This window comes from Streptomyces sp. NPDC048600 (genome assembly GCF_055587025.1).
Genome location: NZ_JBVJGZ010000003.1, coordinates 187,372 through 204,324, shown reverse-complemented (window position 1 = coordinate 204,324; position 16,953 = coordinate 187,372). Strand labels below are relative to the sequence as shown.

Annotated in this window: 17 protein-coding genes; 8 read left to right on the top strand and 9 right to left on the bottom strand. The window is 71.9% G+C overall.

Going from position 1 to position 16,953, the window contains the following annotated elements; all coding sequences use genetic code 11:
* Window positions 1-154 precede the first annotated feature (154 nt).
* The 4 genes from bagB to bagY all read left to right on the top strand — a co-directional run bounded on the left by bagB (window position 155) and on the right by bagY (window position 3,686).
* Window positions 155-928, top strand: a complete 774-nt coding sequence (gene bagB, locus ACZ6SQ_RS05160) for a bagremycin/ferroverdin biosynthesis DhnA-type aldolase BagB/FevI (RefSeq protein ID WP_469556862.1) — start codon at window positions 155-157, stop codon at window positions 926-928.
* Between the two features lie 18 nt (window positions 929-946).
* Window positions 947-2,053, top strand: coding sequence for a bagremycin/ferroverdin biosynthesis 3,4-AHBA synthase BagC/FevH (bagC, locus tag ACZ6SQ_RS05155; RefSeq protein ID WP_469556861.1), 1,107 nt, complete (start codon window positions 947-949; stop codon window positions 2,051-2,053).
* A 4-nt stretch (window positions 2,054-2,057) separates the two neighbouring features.
* Window positions 2,058-2,420, top strand: a complete 363-nt coding sequence (locus tag ACZ6SQ_RS05150; RefSeq protein WP_469556859.1) for an SAV_915 family protein — start codon at window positions 2,058-2,060, stop codon at window positions 2,418-2,420.
* Window positions 2,421-2,579: 159 nt separating this feature from the next.
* On the top strand, window positions 2,580-3,686 hold the full coding sequence (gene bagY, locus ACZ6SQ_RS05145) for a LuxR family transcriptional regulator BagY/FevT (RefSeq protein ID WP_469556856.1): 1,107 nt from the start codon (window positions 2,580-2,582) through the stop codon (window positions 3,684-3,686).
* 276 nt (window positions 3,687-3,962) lie between these two features.
* Here bagY and ACZ6SQ_RS05140 read toward each other — a convergent pair whose 3' ends face one another.
* From ACZ6SQ_RS05140 to ACZ6SQ_RS05130, 3 genes are all read right to left on the bottom strand, one after another.
* Window positions 3,963-4,250: a hypothetical protein gene (locus tag ACZ6SQ_RS05140; protein ID WP_469556854.1), complete on the bottom strand. Its 288-nt coding sequence runs from the start codon at window positions 4,248-4,250 to the stop codon at window positions 3,963-3,965.
* 144 nt (window positions 4,251-4,394) lie between these two features.
* Entirely contained in the window at window positions 4,395-5,678 is a 1,284-nt protein-coding gene (locus ACZ6SQ_RS05135) for an outer membrane protein assembly factor BamB family protein (protein ID WP_469556852.1), read from the bottom strand.
* Between the two features lie 271 nt (window positions 5,679-5,949).
* Window positions 5,950-6,711 (bottom strand): hypothetical protein, encoded by a 762-nt coding sequence (locus ACZ6SQ_RS05130; protein WP_469556850.1) that lies wholly within the window; start codon window positions 6,709-6,711, stop codon window positions 5,950-5,952.
* Window positions 6,712-6,966: 255 nt separating this feature from the next.
* On the opposite strand from ACZ6SQ_RS05130, the gene ACZ6SQ_RS05125 reads away from it, so the two are divergent.
* Together ACZ6SQ_RS05125 and ACZ6SQ_RS05120 are read left to right on the top strand one after the other, a co-directional pair.
* The gene (locus ACZ6SQ_RS05125) at window positions 6,967-7,689 is read left to right on the top strand and encodes a hypothetical protein (protein ID WP_469556848.1); all 723 of its coding nucleotides are present in this window, start codon (window positions 6,967-6,969) and stop codon (window positions 7,687-7,689) included.
* 550 nt (window positions 7,690-8,239) lie between these two features.
* Window positions 8,240-9,538, top strand: coding sequence for a PAS domain-containing protein (locus tag ACZ6SQ_RS05120; protein ID WP_469556846.1), 1,299 nt, complete (start codon window positions 8,240-8,242; stop codon window positions 9,536-9,538).
* A 71-nt stretch (window positions 9,539-9,609) separates the two neighbouring features.
* Here ACZ6SQ_RS05120 and ACZ6SQ_RS05115 read toward each other — a convergent pair whose 3' ends face one another.
* Complete coding sequence (locus tag ACZ6SQ_RS05115) at window positions 9,610-10,359, bottom strand: hypothetical protein (protein WP_469556844.1); 750 nt, start codon at window positions 10,357-10,359, stop codon at window positions 9,610-9,612.
* Between the two features lie 178 nt (window positions 10,360-10,537).
* Here ACZ6SQ_RS05115 and ACZ6SQ_RS05110 point away from each other — a divergent pair, with 178 nt between their 5' ends.
* Window positions 10,538-10,912 (top strand): MazG-like family protein, encoded by a 375-nt coding sequence (locus ACZ6SQ_RS05110; RefSeq protein WP_469556842.1) that lies wholly within the window; start codon window positions 10,538-10,540, stop codon window positions 10,910-10,912.
* Between the two features lie 273 nt (window positions 10,913-11,185).
* On the opposite strand, the gene ACZ6SQ_RS05105 is transcribed toward ACZ6SQ_RS05110, so the two are convergent.
* Window positions 11,186-11,752 carry a DoxX family protein gene (locus tag ACZ6SQ_RS05105; protein WP_469556841.1) on the bottom strand — a complete coding sequence of 189 codons (567 nt, stop codon included), beginning with the start codon at window positions 11,750-11,752 and terminating at the stop codon, window positions 11,186-11,188.
* Between the two features lie 170 nt (window positions 11,753-11,922).
* Between ACZ6SQ_RS05105 and ACZ6SQ_RS05100 the strand changes: the two genes are divergently transcribed.
* Window positions 11,923-12,249, top strand: a complete 327-nt coding sequence (locus tag ACZ6SQ_RS05100; RefSeq protein ID WP_469556839.1) for a nuclear transport factor 2 family protein — start codon at window positions 11,923-11,925, stop codon at window positions 12,247-12,249.
* 333 nt (window positions 12,250-12,582) lie between these two features.
* Here the strand turns inward: ACZ6SQ_RS05100 and ACZ6SQ_RS05095 are convergent, their stop codons facing one another.
* The 4 genes from ACZ6SQ_RS05095 to ACZ6SQ_RS05080 all read right to left on the bottom strand — a co-directional run bounded on the left by ACZ6SQ_RS05095 (window position 12,583) and on the right by ACZ6SQ_RS05080 (window position 16,933).
* Window positions 12,583-13,368, bottom strand: a complete 786-nt coding sequence (locus ACZ6SQ_RS05095; protein WP_469556837.1) for an SDR family oxidoreductase — start codon at window positions 13,366-13,368, stop codon at window positions 12,583-12,585.
* Between the two features lie 39 nt (window positions 13,369-13,407).
* On the bottom strand, window positions 13,408-14,409 hold the full coding sequence (locus ACZ6SQ_RS05090; protein ID WP_469556835.1) for a small ribosomal subunit Rsm22 family protein: 1,002 nt from the start codon (window positions 14,407-14,409) through the stop codon (window positions 13,408-13,410).
* Between the two features lie 92 nt (window positions 14,410-14,501).
* Window positions 14,502-15,683 (bottom strand): serine hydrolase domain-containing protein, encoded by a 1,182-nt coding sequence (locus tag ACZ6SQ_RS05085; protein ID WP_469556833.1) that lies wholly within the window; start codon window positions 15,681-15,683, stop codon window positions 14,502-14,504.
* Window positions 15,629-16,933 carry a multidrug effflux MFS transporter gene (locus ACZ6SQ_RS05080; protein WP_469557205.1) on the bottom strand — a complete coding sequence of 435 codons (1,305 nt, stop codon included), beginning with the start codon at window positions 16,931-16,933 and terminating at the stop codon, window positions 15,629-15,631. The genes ACZ6SQ_RS05085 and ACZ6SQ_RS05080 overlap by 55 nt, the downstream gene beginning before the upstream one ends.
* Between the last annotated feature and the right edge of the window lie 20 nt (window positions 16,934-16,953).

Genomic DNA, 16,953 nt, shown 5'->3' with positions numbered 1-16,953 from the left:
GGACACCTTTCTCGCCGGTTACCCACGAGTCTTGACCGCTGATGTTTCCCGTCGATATCGGAAACGCACGGCCCGCGATATGTGGACGAGATGCCGAAGAAACCCGCCCTCTTCAGGGTTGGTTCATGACCGGCACGGAGAAATGAGGAATCCCATGATCGCCAATGGCGCGTTCGGTAGGCGACTCCGCCTGCGGCGCCTCTTCCGAAACGATTCCGAACGGCTGCTGATCGTGCCGCTGGACCATTCGGTGAGCCAGGGACCGATCACCGGCGGCGAGGGGCTCGACGCGCTGGTGGGCCGGCTGGCCACCAACCGGGTGGACGCGATCGTCCTGCACAAGGGCAGTCTCCGGCACGTCGATCCCGCCTGGTTCGCCGACACCTCGCTCATCGTCCATCTGAGCGCCGGCACCGTGCACGCTCCCGACCCGGACGCCAAGTACCTGGTGGCCGGGGTGGAGGAGAGCCTGCGGCTGGGCGCGGACGCGGTGAGCGTGCACGTCAACCTGGGTTCGGACGGCGAGCAGCGGCAGATATCCGACCTGGCGGCGGTCGCCGACGCCTGCGACCGCTGGAACGTTCCGCTGCTGGCGATGATGTACCCCCGCGGCCCCAGGATCAGCGATCCGCGCGACCCCGCCCTGGTGGCGCACGCGGTGACCCTGGCCGCCGATCTCGGAGCCGACCTGGTGAAGGCCCCGTACGTCGGCTCGGTGACGGAGATGAAGGAGATCACCTCCCGCTCTCCCGTCCCGGTCATCACCGTCGGCGGTCCGCGCAACGAGGACGAGAGCCAGGTCCTGGCCCACGTCAGCGAGGCGCTGAGCGCGGGCGTCGCAGGTGTGGCCATGGGCCGCAACGTTTTCGAGGCGCCCGATCCCGGCGTCATGGCCGCGAAGCTGGCCGACCTCATCCACAGTGAGTGACTTCTAGGAGCCCTACGCATGAAGCTCAGTTGGCTGGACATCCGCAACCTCGACGAGGCCCGTGACGCCATCGTCCAGGAGGCGCTGCATCAGCGGATCGACGGCATCGTCGCGGCGGACCCGGCGGCGCTGGAGGGTCTGCCCCCGACCGTGACCAAGGTGCTGTTCCCCCGTGGCAAGGCCCTCCCGGAGGACTTCGGCGAGGCCACCGTGGTCATCGTGGACCCCGACTTCCACAAGATCACCCCCGCCGAGCTGGCGATCAAGCACCCCGGCCTCGAGTTCGGCCGGTTCGTGGAGATCATCGACGCGAAGACGCTGGAGGACGCCTGCCAGTCGGCGCGCACCGAGCAGTGGAGCCTGCTGCTGTTCCGCGATCCCACCAAGATCCCGCTGGAGATCGTCATCGCGGCGTCCGCCGCCTCCCGGGGCAGCCTGATCACGGTGGCGGCCGACGTCGAGGAGGCCGAGATCATCTTCGGTGTGCTCGAGCACGGCTCCGACGGCGTCATGATGGCGCCCCGCAGGGTCGGCGACGCGACCGCCCTGAAGACCGTGGTGAACGCCGAGACCCCCGACCTGGCCCTGACCGAGCTCGAGGTCGTCAGCACCGAGCACGTCGGTATGGGCGAGCGCGCCTGCGTCGACACCTGCACCTACTTCCGCAAGGACGAGGGCATCCTGGTCGGGTCGCACTCCAAGGGCATGATCCTCTGCGTCAGCGAGACCCACCCGCTGCCGTACATGCCGACCCGCCCGTTCCGGGTGAACGCCGGCGCCATCCACTCGTACACGCTGTCCAAGGACGGCCGCACCAACTACCTCAGCGAGCTGAAGGCGGGCAGCAAGATCGTGGCCGCCGACGTCGAGGGCCGCACCCGGCTCGTCACCGTCGGCCGGGTCAAGATCGAGACCAGGCCGCTGATCTCGGTGAACGCGGTCTCCACCGACGGCCGCGAGGTCAACCTGATCCTCCAGGACGACTGGCACGTGCGGGTGCTCGGCCCCGGTGGCAAGGTCCTCAACAGCACCGAGCTCAAGCCCGGCGACAAGGTGCTCGGCTTCCTGCCGACGGAGGACCGGCACGTCGGCTACCCGCTCGACGAGTTCTGCCTCGAGACGTGACGTAGTGGACGCGCTTCTGTTCGTCCCGGTCCGGGCCCACGACCTCGACGGCGCGCCGGCCGTCGTGCGTACGGCCCGGCCGGGCGCCGGCCAGGAGCGGGTCGGCCTCGCCTTCACCGGCGAGGAACGGCTCCACGCGGCGCTGGGGCCCACCCAGCGGTGGATCCGGCTGTCCCGGCCCGCGCTCCTGGCGCTGCTGAGGCCGCTGGAGATCGAGGAGATCCGTGTCGACCCGCTCTACGTCGGCCCGGAGATGCCGAGGATGCCGGAGGAGGCGGACCTGCCGGCCCCGGACGTCCACGCGGACGGGCCCGTGCTCGCCGGGGTGCCGCGGCACGTCCAGTGGCTGCCGGACGAGGTGTGGTGACGGCCGGCTCCGGCCGCCGTCACCGGCCTCGAACCGCCAAGTAGCGTACGGTGGTAATCAGTTCGAGAAAGGCAGGCCTACCTCAACTTCTCTAGGACCCTTCTGGCGGATCGCCGTGGGAGAGGGACCCTAGGCCACCCCGGAACGGAGTGCCGGAGCATGCCCACCGCCATCGGTCGCGACGAACTCATCTCACGTGCCGGACGTGCCGACAGCCCGCACACGCTGTTCAGCACGCTCGCGACGCAACTGCGCAGGGTGGTCCCGTACGACGCCGCCGTCTGGCGGGCCACGGACCCGGAGACCGGGATGGTCACCTCACCCATCTTCGCGGAGAACGTCGAGGACCACAGCTGCGCCGTGTACTGGCAGTACGAGCTGTTCACGGAGAAGATCAACCTGTTCCGGGACCTCGCGCTGGCGCCGGTGCCGGTGGCGAGCCTGTGGGAGACCACCGGGGGCGAGCCCGAGCGCAGCTCCCTGTACCGGGGCTTCCTGGCGCCGCGCGGGGTGCACGACGAGCTGCGGGCCGTGCTGCGCGTGGACGGCCGGCCGCACGGGTACGTCAGCCTGTTCCGCGAGAAGGGGCGAGCCGAGTTCAAGACCGGGGAGCGCCGTTTCCTGGAGGATCTGGGCACACCGATCGCCCGCCTGCTCAGGGCGTACGCCAAGCAGCGCCCCGAGCCCTCCGGTGACGCTCCGACCGGCACCGGACTGCTCCTGTTCGACGCCAGTGGCGCCCTCGTCTCGGCCAACGACGAGGCGCGGCGCTATCTGGAGGAGATGCCGGAGGGTCCCGCCTCGCTCACCGCGCTCGGCATCCGCGTACCGCTGTGGGCGCACGGCACCGCGATGCGGGCCAGGGCGATCGCGGAGGGGCGCGGCGGCGAGCCCGCGCGGATCAGGATGCGCACCCGCAGCGGCCGCTGGCTGGTGTGCCACGGGTCCTGTCTGCGGGAGGCCGACGGACGGGTGGGCGTCTCCGCGGTGATCATCGAACGCGCCCCGGTCTCCGATGTCACGCCGCTCGTCGTGCAGGCCTACGAGCTGTCGGAGCGCGAGCTCGAGGTCACCCAGCGGGTGGCGCGCGGCCTGTCCACCCGGGGCATCTCCGAGGAGCTCCATCTGTCGCCGCACACCGTGCGCGACCACATCAAGGCGATCTTCGAGAAGCTCGGCGTGACCAGCCGCGGCGAGCTGGTGGGCCAGCTGTTCACCGAGTACTACGAGCCCATGGGCCCGGCCTCGGCAGGTCGGCGGGACTAGGGCCTGTCGTCGAACTCCCGCCTGCCCCGCGACGCCCTGCACGCTCCCCCACTTCGCGGGAGGTGCCCCCACTCGCCGCACCGGGTGCAAGCCCGAGTACGTCCGGTACGAGGGCTTGCACCCGGCACTCCCCCAGCGCACGCACCTGACGCCGCAGGGCCGCCCTCCGGGCGACGACGGGAGTCTGACGACAGGCCCTGGGGAGAGCTGCACGACGGCGAGCAGCCCCGTCCGCCTCGCGGGGCATGGCGGCCGACCACGCCGGTGGGCCGCGGTTCAGCGGCGGGTCGGCTCCGCCGGATCAGGCGGGACGTCCGGCACGGAGCCGTTAGTCCCTTCGCCGGCCGACGGCGTCTCATGGACCGGACGGAGCCATTCGGGCAGAGCGGCTCGGACCGACGGGACCGCCAGGATGCGAGACAGCGCCGCTGACACGGCCAATGCTCCCGCCACCCACGGGACGGTGGTGTGCAGGCCGCTCACCTCCACGACGACGGGGAGTACCAGTACGAGGCCGATGAGGGTGTGCATGACGCCATGCAGGGTCTGCTTCGGGTTCTTCATCGCGGCAGGCCTCTCTCGTGGTGCCCGGGAACGGGGGGGCGTGAACCAGAACCCGCACCGGGACGAGCGGGCGTTTGGAGAAGGCAGCGCCGGGCCGGGCCCGGCGCTGCCGCTGTGACCGGCTGGAGTGTCCGGGAAGGGAAGCTACTTTCCGGGCGGGGGTGTCACAGCACCGGCCGTCGACGGCTGGGCCGGGGACGCGGTGGCGGGCGACGACACCGGAGGAGTCGCGGGAGTCACAGGGGCCGCGGGAGCGGGCGCCGCTCCGGATGTCGGCGCGGAACCCGGTGTCGGCGCAGGGGCAGCAGGGGTGGCCGGGACTGCCGGAGGGGCCGGAGTGGCCGGACCGCCGGTCACGGAGTAGGCGTACAGCGCTCCGTCCTCCGAACCGACGAAGAGCTGCCCCTCGGCGAGGGTCGGCGACGAGGTCACACGGCCGTTCGTGGGATCACCCGTCCACAGCGGAGTCAGGTCGGTCGCGTCGTACGCGGCGGCGTAGTTGCCGGCGCCGACGTAGACGACGTCGTGGGCCACGGCAGGGGAGGAGACGAGTCCGGACGTTCCCGCGGGGCCTACGCGGGTCTGCTGGACCGTGGTCCCGTGGTTCTGGACGGCGTACAGGAACCCGTCGTTGGCGGTCACATAGACGCGGTCCTCGAGCTCGTGGGTCGTGTCGACGGCAGGCGAGGCCGTGACACGCCCACCGGTCGGCACCTGCCACTTGGGGAGGCCCGTGGCGGGATCGAGCGCCGTCAGCGAGTTGCCGATGCCGATGTAGAGCGCTTCGTCGGTCACGGCCGGGGAAGAGAGAATGCCTTCCGCGCCGGGGCTGTCGTATGTCCAGGCCGCGGCACCGGTGTTCACGTCGAGGGCGGCCACGACGCCTTGGTCGTCACCGATGTAGACCCTGCCCCCCTTCACGGCCGGCGATCCCTGATAGCCGTTCCCGGCTCCCGCGTTGGGGTAGGTCCACTTGAGGTTTCCGGTCGCCGCCTCGAAGGCGTAGAGACGCTTGTCTCCGTCCTCGGCGGCGGCGAACACGGTTGTTCCGTCCTCGGAGACGGCCGGGGACGATCGTCCGAATCCGAAGGCTTTCGACCACAATGCCTTTCCCGAGGTGCTGACGGCATAGAGGTTCCCGTCGGCGGAGGTGAAGAAGACCTGTTCGCCCACCACCGCGGGTGAGGACACGACGTCGCCGTTGGTGGGGAAACGCCACAGGAGGCTGCCGTTCATGTCGACCGCGTGGAGGTGCGTGTCGTTGGAACCGACGTAGGCGACCCGGTCGACGACCGCCGGGGAGGAGGCGACGGCGCCCCCCGCGTCGAAGGGCCAGCCCGGCTTCAACCGGAGCTGTGGCACTTCTGACTTCTGCAGCCCGGTGAGGTGCTGATTGAACGTCGTGTGTGCCGAGTCGAAACGGAACATCGGCCACCCTTCGGTGCTCGCCCCGCCGCCCGTGTTCCCGCCACCGCTTCGGTCGAGGCCACCGAACGGCTGTTGAGTCCTGGACTTCTCGGTCCCGGCAAGCGCTACCGAATGGCCGGCCGGCGCGTGGGCCGAGGGAAGTGCCGTGGCGCTCCAGGCCGTCACGGTGAGGAACAGTGTGGTCGCCAGCGCCAGTGGACGGCGCCACAACCGTTCTGACGTCAGGATCGTCATCATCCGATTTCTCCTTCGCGAGCGGAGCGGGGGAGTATTACGCGGCATTCCGGTTCCTTTCCGGGAGCGGCATACGGTCGTCGGGATCGGCCAGGCGAAGCCGAAGTGCCGGGAGATACGGCGTGAGCCTTCCGCGCAGGCCGGCCGGCAGGGAATCGGTGTCCCGCCGGAGCAATTCGGAGAGGCGGGCAGCCAGTTCGGGAGGGAGGTCGTTCTCGAGCCAGTCGCGAAGGGCCTCTCCGTGGAATCTGCGAACGGTCTCGCTCTCGGGATCCTGCGCCGGGTCGGCAAGGGAGAGTTCGACGTCCTCGATGCTCGCGGGGCGCTGGAAGCCGTGAAGAACGAAGAGCTCACCGTTCCTCGGGCCCACCCGGGACGCGAGGCCGGCCTTCTCGCCGGGGGTGAGCATGCGCCCCAGGCCCTGCACGGCCCTCTCCTCCAGCCTGAGGAACTGCCTGCGCGCACGGCGCTGGCCTCGTGAGAGCGGGTCCTCGGCCCGTGCGGCCGCCGTGAACGCGCCCCGGATACGGGCTCTGAGCAGGGCGGGCCACACCTCGTACCTCTTCCAGTCGATCCTGACGATCGCCTGGTACAGCTCCCACATGACCTCGCTGCGCACCGCGTCGCGGTCGGCTTCGGCCGGGAGGCCTGCCGCCAGCCGGTCGGCTGTCCGCTTTCCCCAGGGCCAGAGCCGCTGCAGGAGCTCTTCGTGCAGCGACCGAGGTTTCTCTCCCGCTTCGGCGCGCTCGGCGAATCTCTTCAGTTCTGTCGTGATCCATTCCCTGTCGTAAGGGCTCACGGCGGCATCCTCCGATCAATGAGAACTCCGTCACGTCACCCAGCTTGAAAGGGAGTTGTGCGACCCGCTCGGTGGCTTTCCTGGCTTCTGCCTGAAGTTGCGACCGTCCTCCGGGGGCCGATTCGGCGTATGCCTGGGACCGGCGCGGCGCATTCGCCCGAACGGTGCCACGGGCGCCCCGGAAGGGGAGCGATTTCAGGCTTTTGCCGCCGCCTGTACGACCCACTTGAAGGACAGAACGCCGAGGAGGCTTCCATGGCTTTCCGTGAAACAGGAGCGCACGGCGAAAAAGGAGCGCACGGCGAAACAGGCCGGGAGTATCTCGACCAGAGCGGTCCCGCTCCCGTCGCCCCCTTCCGTAATCCGTTCAAGGACGGCACCGCCGAAGCCTTCGTTCTCACGGAGAACGAGGACGGAAACGAGGACGGATGGGGTCGCGTCCGCCATCTGTCGCGGGATCCGTCCGGGCCCGGCGGTTCCTGGCACCTCCAGGAGCTGCCGGGCCAGCCGTCCACGGCCACCGCGGTCGTGGTGACGGTCCAGGGGCTGACCGTGTGCGCCCACTGGACCGACGCGTCGGGTGACTTGTGGTGGGCCCCGTTGACGCCGGGCGGTCTGGGCAGTCCGGTGCGGTACGGCCTGGGCAAGGGGATCGTGCGGCTCGCCGTGACCTACTACCGGGCAGGGCCGCTCCACTGGACGCCCGTCCTCTACGGGACGGCCAGGCGGGCCGGCTCGCCCGTTCCCCGGCTGTGGCTCAGCAGCCCGGCCCATCCGATGACGTACTACCGGATGCCGGAGGGGTTCGGTACGTCCGCCTTCACCCTTTCCATGACCGGCCCCGACGTGTGGGTGGTGGACGCGGCGCTGGAGGGCAGGCTGCTGCGCTGGCAGGGGCGACAGGGCACGTCCGTGCTGTGGGGCCCGACCGAGTACGGCGGCGGTGGCCTCGGGGCGAGCGGTGTGGTCGGAACGTAAGGGCGGGTCGACCCCCTCACGCCCCGTCCCCTCTTCACCGGCCGGGACGGAGTGCTCTACGCGTGGGCGGGACGCCGTGGTCCGATCGAGGCGGCCGGGCGGTGTCCCGTGCGGGACGTGCGGGTCGCCGGAGGGCCGCAGGGGGAGGCGCTCGTCTATCTGACAGGACGGGACGGCACTCTCCGAGCGATGCGGGCGCAAACGCCGGACGATGTCCTCCCGGTCCTCGGAGCGGTCGGGCGGATGCCTGAAGTGCCCCGCGCGGACGCCGTCTTCCCCACCCTGCATCCGGCCGACCCCCCGACCGTCTGCGCGCTGGAGTCCGCAGGCGGGAGGCTCACCGTCCTCTCGTACGGCGCCGCGGGCTGGGAGTCCCGTGCCGTCGGGGGAGACGCATGCCCGCCGCCATGGCCGACCGGAGGTCAACCCTGAGTTCCGACGTTGGCGGACCCTAGGTGCAACCTGCAAAGATGAAGGCCATGTTGCAGGAGGCAGGCTGACATGTGCCCGGAAGATGCCGTCCCAGCCGTTTGAGTCGCTGTTGGCAGGGGTGCTGACAACGCTGCCGCTGGGGCTGTGGACCACGGATCTCAACCTGACCTTCACCACCATGGTGGCCGGTCCCGGACTGAACCATCAGGTGGCCATGTCCCGGGCCGTCGTCGCGCAGGAGGGGCGGAAGGGGTTCGACCTCCGGTATCCGCAGCACCCCGATGTCGCCGCGCACCTGCGGGCCCGCGCCGGTGAGACCGTCAACTGGCTGATGGGGTGGACCGGGGCGATCCGGGCCTGTGTCGCACCTCTGCGGGGAGCGGACGGCGAGATCGTCGGGGTGATGGGCGCCGCCGTCGACCTGTCGGAGGCGATGGAGGAGCAGCGGCGGCGCGCCAGTTCGGAGCAACTGCTCTACGCCTTCCTGGAACAAGGCCCGTGCGCGGCCTCCATCCTGGACCCGGACGATCGCGTGATCTTCGCCAACCAGCTGTTCCTCGACGCCGTGGGCGCGGCCTGTGCGGAGGAGGCGGTCGGCAATCGGGAGCAGGCGCTCCTACCGGTGGCGTCGGGCGAGCCGCCGCAGAACGGCGAATGGACGAGCAGCAGCGGGGACCGGGTGTTCCGGTCGCGTCGCCTGTCCGTGCCCGGCCCGAGCGGAGCCGAACTCACCCTGCACACCGCGTTGGACGTCAGCGAGGCGATACGGCTGCGTGAGCAGTTGGAGGACGGACAGCAGCGCTACCGCGCGCTCATCGAGAGCGCCCGCCGGCCACTGGCCGTCGTGGACCTCCGGCAGTGCGTGGAGGAGGCCAACGAGGAGTTCGGTGCCATGCTGGGTCTGCCCCCCGGGCAACTGGCGGGACTTGACCTCGGCCGCTGGATCAACCCCTGCTCACGGGAGTCGTACGACGCGCTGCGGCAGGCGCTGGCCGACGGCCAGGACATCACCGCCGAGCAGGACCTGGTCTTCACGCGTCACGGGGGAGAGACGCTGCTCGCCAGAGTGGGCATCCGGACCCTCCGCGACAGCGCCAGCGACCCGATGGCCACGGCCTGGACGGTCGAGTCATGGGGCGAACCGGCCACGCAGATGACCGCCAGAAGCGCCAGCCCCGAACTGTCCGACCTCGACGGGCAGGTGCTGGAGCGGCTGGCCGTGGGCGAGAGCAACGCGGAGATCGCGGACGCCCTGTGCATGAGTCGTCAAGGAATCGACTACCGGCTGAAACAGCTGCGGCAGAGGCTCTCGGCCGGCAGCAGGGGGGCCATCGTGGCACGCGCGTACGCGGAAGGGGTGCTCTCCGCCGCGGACTGGCCGCCCCGCTTCCGGCACCGGGCGGAGATGGACTCGTAGACGGGTCGTAGGCGGAAGAGTCCCCGACAGCAGGGCTGCCGGGGACTCTTCCGTCTGGTCGGGTCGGGGAATCAAGGGGCCAGGTCGTAGATGACGAGGGACAGCAGACCGCTGCCGGTCTCGATGGGCGAGCTGTAGACCGAGAAGGAGGGCTTGGTGGGGGCCGTGGTGGGCGCGGCGAAGGTGAGCCCGAACATCTGACGCCTGTGGGCGTAGGTCTGCCTGTTGGCGTACGTCGGGTTCGAGCCCGTCGCCGTCGCGTCGTCGACGTCGGCGCTGAGGAACCACCGCTCGTCGTCGTCGGCGTTGTAGGTGTACCAGAGACTGAAGAGGATGGGATCGCTGCCGCCGATGCAGAAGTCCAGCCTGACCGTGTCGTTGTCCGCGAAGCTGTCGTCCTTGGTGATCACGGCCACGTCGCTCGACCCGGGAGGAAGCGGGTTGGGCAGGTTGCTGGCCGCGCAGTTCGTCGTCTCGTAGTTGTAGATCGTCACAGGTTGCGAGGATTCGTTGGAGACGGAGATCTCCAGCTGACCCACCGAGTCGTTGGAGGTGACCAGGCCTGCGGTGGCCACGCCCGCGTTGACGCTGCTGGCGAGGAGCAGGCCGACCGAGGCGGCCGCACTGACGCCGGCCGCGAGGAGTTCGCCCGTGACGTCCACCGAATCGTCGCCGCTCTTCGTCAGATTGGCGAGGTCCTTGTTGGCCTGCGTTGCCACCGACTCGGCGATGACGAGGAACTTGGCGGTACCGCGGCAGTCGGTCGTCTGTGTCGTATCGACGGTGATGGTGGTCGTGGAGGTGTTCGGAGTCGCACCCATGTCGGCCTCTCTCAGCTCGAGCAGAGCGCGGGACGGATGGTGATGATCTCCCGGAGGGCTCTTCGGGCCCGCTGCGCTCTGCTGATGTAAGTGGGCAGAGCGCAGCCGCACGGCCGACGCGGGTCGCCATCGGCGCCGGGCGACCGCAAGGGCGCGTCTCCGTGGCAGGCTGCCCCGCATGACACACGAGGTGACACCGGCACCCGGCACCGACCCCTGGGACACCGTCGACGCGCTCTGGGAGTGGCTCGACGGCAATCCTGACTACGGCGGGCGGGAAGGACTGCTGCTGCGGCTGCTGAAGATCCAGGAGGAGGTCGGCGAGGTCGCGAGCGCGGTGATCGGGGCGACCGGGCAGAACCCGCGCAAGGGGGTCACCCACACCTGGGACGACGTCGAGGCGGAGCTGTGCGACGTGGTCATCACCGCGATGGTCGCGCTGCGTTCACTGACGCCCGCCGCCAGGGAGACCTTCGCGCGGCATCTGGCGCGGGTGCGCGACCGGTCCCTCGGCGCGGCCCCGGGCACTCAGGGACGGCCGGGGCCGGGCTGATCCGGGCCGCGGTTGCCGGAGGCCGGGCTGATCGGGGCCGCGGTTGCCGGAAGCTGGGGCTGACTCGGAACGCGGTCGCCAGAGGCCGGGCTGATGCGGAACGCGGTCCTTCCGGGCGTCGGCCCGGTCCGGACAGCGGTGCCGGAGGGGCGGTGCGGGCCCGGCCGATGAGCGGAGGGAGCCGTCCCCCCCAAGTCGGCCCGCCGGAGGGGATGTTCTCCGGCCCGTCGGCCGAAGGAGGGCCGTCCGGGCCGGGCGATCCGGTCGGCGGCGCTACTCCCCGAGCAGGGCCTCGGACTCGTCGAACAGGGCCTGCTGCTCGGCCTGTTCGTCCTTGCGGAGCTGCCTGTTGCGGGTGCCGACCACCACCGCGGTGGCCGCGGCCGTCGCGGCGAGGGCCGTGGGGACCATCCAGCCGCGGTCGAAGACATGGCCGAGGGCGTGGTCGAGGGAGAGACGGCCGGGACCCGTGATCGCGAGACCGGTGGCGGCCAGGCCCAGGGTGGCCGCGTACTCGTAGCCGCCGGACTGGTTGAAGAAGCCGTTGGGTGCGTGCACCGCCGCGGCTCCCGTCATCGCGCCGGCCGCCGCCGCGCCCGCGGCCGGGGTGGCCAGGCCCAGCATCAGCGCCGCGCCGCCGCCCGCCTCGGCGAGTCCGGCCGCCCGCGCGCTGGCCCTGCCCGGCCGGTAGCCGACGGACTCCATGAACTGGCCCGTGCCCTCGATGCCGTGGCCGCCGAACCAGCCGAACAGCTTCTGCGCGCCGTGCGCGGCGAGCACGCCGCCCGTGGCCAGCCGGAGCAGCAGCAGGCCCAGATCACGTCGTTCGTAACAGGTCACGATGACTCCAGAAGAGAGACGTCCCCCGCTGTGCGTGTCGTCCTCCACCGTCGCACCGGGGCCCTTCGGTGGCTGTGCCCGTACGGCCGTTCGGGTGGCCGTCGGCCCGGTGACGGGAGCGGCCGCGTACTCCGGTGGCGGGGCCGTGGGGCCGGTGTGAGGCTGACCGCATGACGATTCAGACCGCCAAGCTCAGCGACCCGGCCGTCCGCGCCTTCGTCACCGCCGTCAACGCGCACGACCGCCGTCGGTTCATGGACCTGATGGCGCCCGACGCGACCATGTCCGACGACGGTTCCGACCGGGACCTCACCGACTGGATCGACCGGGAGATCTTCTCCTCGCACGGCCACATGGACGTGGACCGGGAGATGAACAACGGCCGTGACCTGCTCGCCAGCTACCGCAACGATACCTGGGGCGAGATGCGCACCCGCTGGCACTTCGAGGTGTCCGAGGACGGCAGGATCTCCCGCTTCGAGACCGGCCAGGCCTGATCCGCGAGGATCAGCTGGTCATGCGGCAGCCGTTCCACGTGCCGGTGCGTACCCCGTCGTCCCGGACGGGGTCCACCCCCACCCGGCGCCGTGGAACGGCTGCCGCCTCCCCCCTCGGGTTGGCCGGAACCACAGAGCCTCAAGTGTGAAGCTCTTGTGTAGGAGAGTTGAGCATAAGCCTCCTACCGGCCGCAATAGGGCGGAGTTTCAAAATCCGGTTGTGCAATTGCCCGGGCGGGCAAGAGGCGTGGGCGCCGAACCGCGACCGCGCCCGGCCGGCCGGGCCTGTTGCGAAGGCCCCGGGCGCCCCGCCGGGTGCGCCCCGGGCCGTCCTCAGCCGCGGCCGACGTACGGCATCGCCGTGGCCAGCACCGTCGCGAACTGCACGTTCGCCGCGAGCGGCAGCTCCGCCATGTGCCGTACCGTGCGCGCCACGTCGGCCACGTCCATCACGGGTTCGGGCGCCACGCGCCCGTCGGCCTGGAGCGCCCCCGTCTGCATGCGGACCGTCATGTCCGTCGCCGCGTTGCCGATGTCGATCTGCCCGACCGCGATGCCGTACGGCCGCCCGTCCAGGGACAGCGACTTGGTGAGCCCGGTCAGCGCGTGCTTGGTGGCCGTGTAGGCGACCGAGTGCGGGCGCGGGGTGTGCGCCGCGATCGACCCGTTGTTGATGATCCGGCCGCCCTGCGGGTCCTGCTCCTTCATCCGCCGGTACGCCGCCTGCGCGCACAGGAACGCCCCGTTGAGGTTGGTGTCCACCACGTGACGCCACGCCTCGTAGGGCAGTTCCTCCACGGGCACGCCGCCGGGCCCGAACGTGCCCGCGTTGTTGAACAGCAGGTCCACGCGGCCGAAGCGGGCGACCGTCGCGGCGAACAGCGCCTCCACGTCCTCGGGCCGTGAGACGTCCGTCCGCACGGCGATCGAGGTGCCCCCGGGTGCCAGCGCCGCCGTCTCCTCCAGCGCCCCGGCCCGGCGGCCCGCCAGCGCCACCGACCAGCCGGCGTTCAGCAGTTCCACGGCGACCGCGCGGCCGATGCCCGAGCCCGCGCCCGTCACCACCGCGATCCCGCGCGCCCCCGAGGTGGGCTCCTCGTCCGTTTTCACAGCGTTCATGGCCCCGCAGGGTACGCGAGGGTCCCGGGCGCCGACGGGTCAGTCCGCCGGGGGCCAGGCATCGCCCCACTCCGCGTCGCGGGCCGCCTTGTAGAGGTCGCCGTGGCGCTTGGTGACCGTCGTACGGCGCAGGTGCTCGTCGGCCTCGCACAGGTCGAGGAGCACCTGCCCCTTGCGGATCTGCGGCCGGCGTACGACCCGGGCGGGCGCGGGGGAGACGGGGGAGCCGTCGGCGGGCAGGCGCGTCGCCGCGACATAGGCGAACTTCTCGTCCTCGTACGGCAGTGAGCCGCCCTTGATCTGCCGGTGCAGGGAGGAGCGGCTGACCCGCGCCGCGAAGTGGCACCAGTCCTCGCCCGGCACGATCGGACAGGCCGCGCTGTGCGGACAGGGCGCGGCGACGCGGAAACCGGCGGCGATCAGCCGGTCCCGGGCCTCGATGATCCGGGCGTAGCCGTCCGGGGTGCCCGGCTCGACGATCACCACGGCCCGCGCGGCGGCCGCGGCCGTGTCCACGAGGGCCCGGCGGTCGGCCTCGGCGAGCTCGTTGAGGACATAGGAGACGGTGACGAGGTCGGTGCTCTCCAGGGTGAGCGCCGCCCCGATCCGCGAGCGCCGCCACCGTACGCCGGCCAGCGCCGGGTTGGCCGCCGCGATCTCCCGGCCCAGGGCCAGCGCGGGCTCCGCCCAGTCCAGCACGGTCACCTCGCGCGGCCCGTCCCAGGTCGCGCTCACCGCCCAGGTCGCGGCGCCCGTCCCGCCGCCGACGTCCACCTGGCTGCCCGGCACCCAGCCGGGCACGGCCCGCGCGAACGCCTCCAGCGCCGCCGACACCGCTTCGAAGGTGGCCGGCATCCGGTACGCGGCGTACGCCGCCACGTCCGCCCGGTCCCGCAGGATCGGGGCGTCGGTGGGGGTGGTCCCCCGGTAGTTGGCGATCAGCCGCTCGACCGCCTGCGCGGCCTGCCGCGGCGGCAGACCGTCGAGCAGCCCGGCGAGAGCGGCGCGCAGAGTTTCGGCGGGGCTTACGGGGGCGTTCACCCCGCGATTCTCTCAGCTCCGGCGGGCCCCTTCGCCGCGGCCACCGTCGCCCCCTCCGCCCCCTCGGCCGTGCCTCCCGACGCCCCGCCGCCTCAGGCCTTCGCGGCCGCCCGCGCCAGCCGGGTCGCCGCCGTCGCCCGCGGGCGACTGTCCGGGGGCCGCCGGCACGGATGCACGGTGTTGGCCAATAGGACGAGGAAGGTGTCCGTCGCCGGGTCCAGGACCAGGGACGTGCCCGTGAAGCCGGTGTGCCCCGCCGCGCCCCGGCCCGCCAGCTCGCCCATGAACCACGGCTGGTCCAGCGCGAACCCCAGCCCCGGCGGCGTCAGCAGCAGCTCCACGAGGTCGGGCCCGAGGATGCGGGCGGGCCCGTGCGAGCCGCCCGCCAGCAGGGCCCGGCAGAACACCGCCAGATCACGGCCCGTGGAGAACAGCCCCGCGTGCCCGGCCACCCCGCCCAGCGCCCAGGCGTTCTCGTCGTGCACCTGACCGCGCAGCATCCCGCGGTCCGCCTTCGCCCACGGCCGCCGCTGGTCCTCCGTGGCCGCCGCCCCCGGGCACGGCCCGAACTCTGTGGCCGTCATGCCCAGCGGCCGGGTGATGCCGTCGTGGATCAGCACGTCCAGCCCGCGCCCGGTGATGCGTTCCAGGACGTGCTGGAGCAGCAGCATGTTCAGATCGGAGTACACGTACTCGCCCGGCACACCCGTCGGCGCCTCGGCCCGCAGCATCGCGAGCCGCTCGGTGGCGTCGGCGCAGTCGTACAGCGGCAGCTCCGGCCGAAGCCCCGAGGTGTGCGTGAGCAGCTGCCGTACGGTGACGCCGTGCCCGGCGGCCGCGTGGAACTCCGGCAGATACGCGCCGACCAGCGCGTCCATGCCCAGCGTGCCCCGCTCGATCTGCTGCACCGCGGCCACCGAGGTGAACAGCTTGGTCAGCGAGGCCAGGTCGAACGGCGTGTCCACGGTCATGGCGACCCGCCGCCCGGCGGGCAGTTCGACCCCGGCGCCGGCCACCGGGTCCCAGCCGGAGTACCGCACGGCCCAGCCCGCCGCCTCGGCCACCGCGAGCACCGGGCCGCGCCCGGCGACCACGACGGCGCCCGCGGCCCAGGGCCGCTCCCCGGACGTCAGCCCGCGCACATGACGGACCAGGGCGTCGATCTCCCCGGGGTCGAGGCCCGCCCGCAGCGGCGTGCCCTCGCGAAGCCTCGGCGCGCTCAGTTCTCCTCCCCGGACCCGGAGCCCTCGGTCCCGGCCGCGCCCTCGCGCCACCGCCGGCCCGCCAGGCAGCCCAGCGCCGCCACGGCCGCCACCAGCTGCACCACGGCCATCGGCACGGCGGTGCCCTCACCGGCGATCCCGACCAGCGGGGAGGCCACGGCACCGACCAGGAACGAGGAGGTGCCGATCAGCGCGGACGCCGACCCGGCCGAGTGCCTGGTGCGCAGCAGCGCCAGCGACTGGGCGTTGGGCAGGATCACGCCCATCGACGTCACCAGCACGAACAGCGCGGCGGCGACCGGCACCAGCCCCGTGGCGCCGAACACGCCCAGCGACATCAGCAGCAGCGCGCCCGCGGCGAGCACCGCCACCGCCAGTCCCGCCACCAGCACCCGTTCCAGCCGGACCCGGCCCACCAGCACCTTGCCGTTGAACTGCCCGGCCGCCACCAGTCCCACCGAGTTCAGGCCGAACAGCAGGCTGAAGGTCTGCGCCGAGGCCCCGTGGATCTCCTGCACGACGAAGGGCGAGGCCGAGATGTACGCGAAGAGCGCGGCGAAGGCGAAGGACCCGACGAGCGTGTACCGGGTGAACGGCCCGTCGGCCAGCAGCCCGCGGATCGAGCGCAGGGTCTCCCCGATGCCGCCGCGATGCCGCTCCTCGGGAGCCAGGGTCTCCGGCAGCCGGGTCCACACCAGCCCCAGCAGCAGCACCCCGATCACCGCCAGGACGACGAACACGCCCCGCCAGTCCGTCACCCGCAGGACCTGACCGCCGATCAGGGGCGCGACGATCGGGGCCGCGCCCGAGATCAGCATCAGCGTGGAGAAGAACCGGGCCATCGCCACGCCGTCGTACAGATCGCGGACCACCGCCCGCGCCACGACGATCCCGGCCGCGCCCGCGAGCCCCTGCGCGAGCCGGCACGCGACCAGCGCCTCGACGGTGGGCGCCACGGCGCACAGCACGGTGGCGACGACATAGACCGCCAGTCCGGCCAGCAGCGGGCGGCGGCGGCCCCAGCGGTCGCTCATCGGACCGACCACGAGCTGGCCGAGCGCCATGCCGGCCAGACAGGCGGTGAGCGTGAGCTGCACGGTCGCGGCGGGCGCGTGCAGCACGCGGGCGACCTCCGGCAGCGCGGGGAGGTACATGTCCATCGCCAGCGGCGGAGTCGCCGTCAGACCGCCGAGGACGAAGGTGACGAGCAGGCCGGTCCGGCGTGCCGCAGGGACGGGCGGCCGCTTCGTCGGTGCGGCCGCCCGTGACAGATCAGGCGTCGAGGCCCCGCCCTCGCCCATGCGCTCCTCGCTCTCCATCC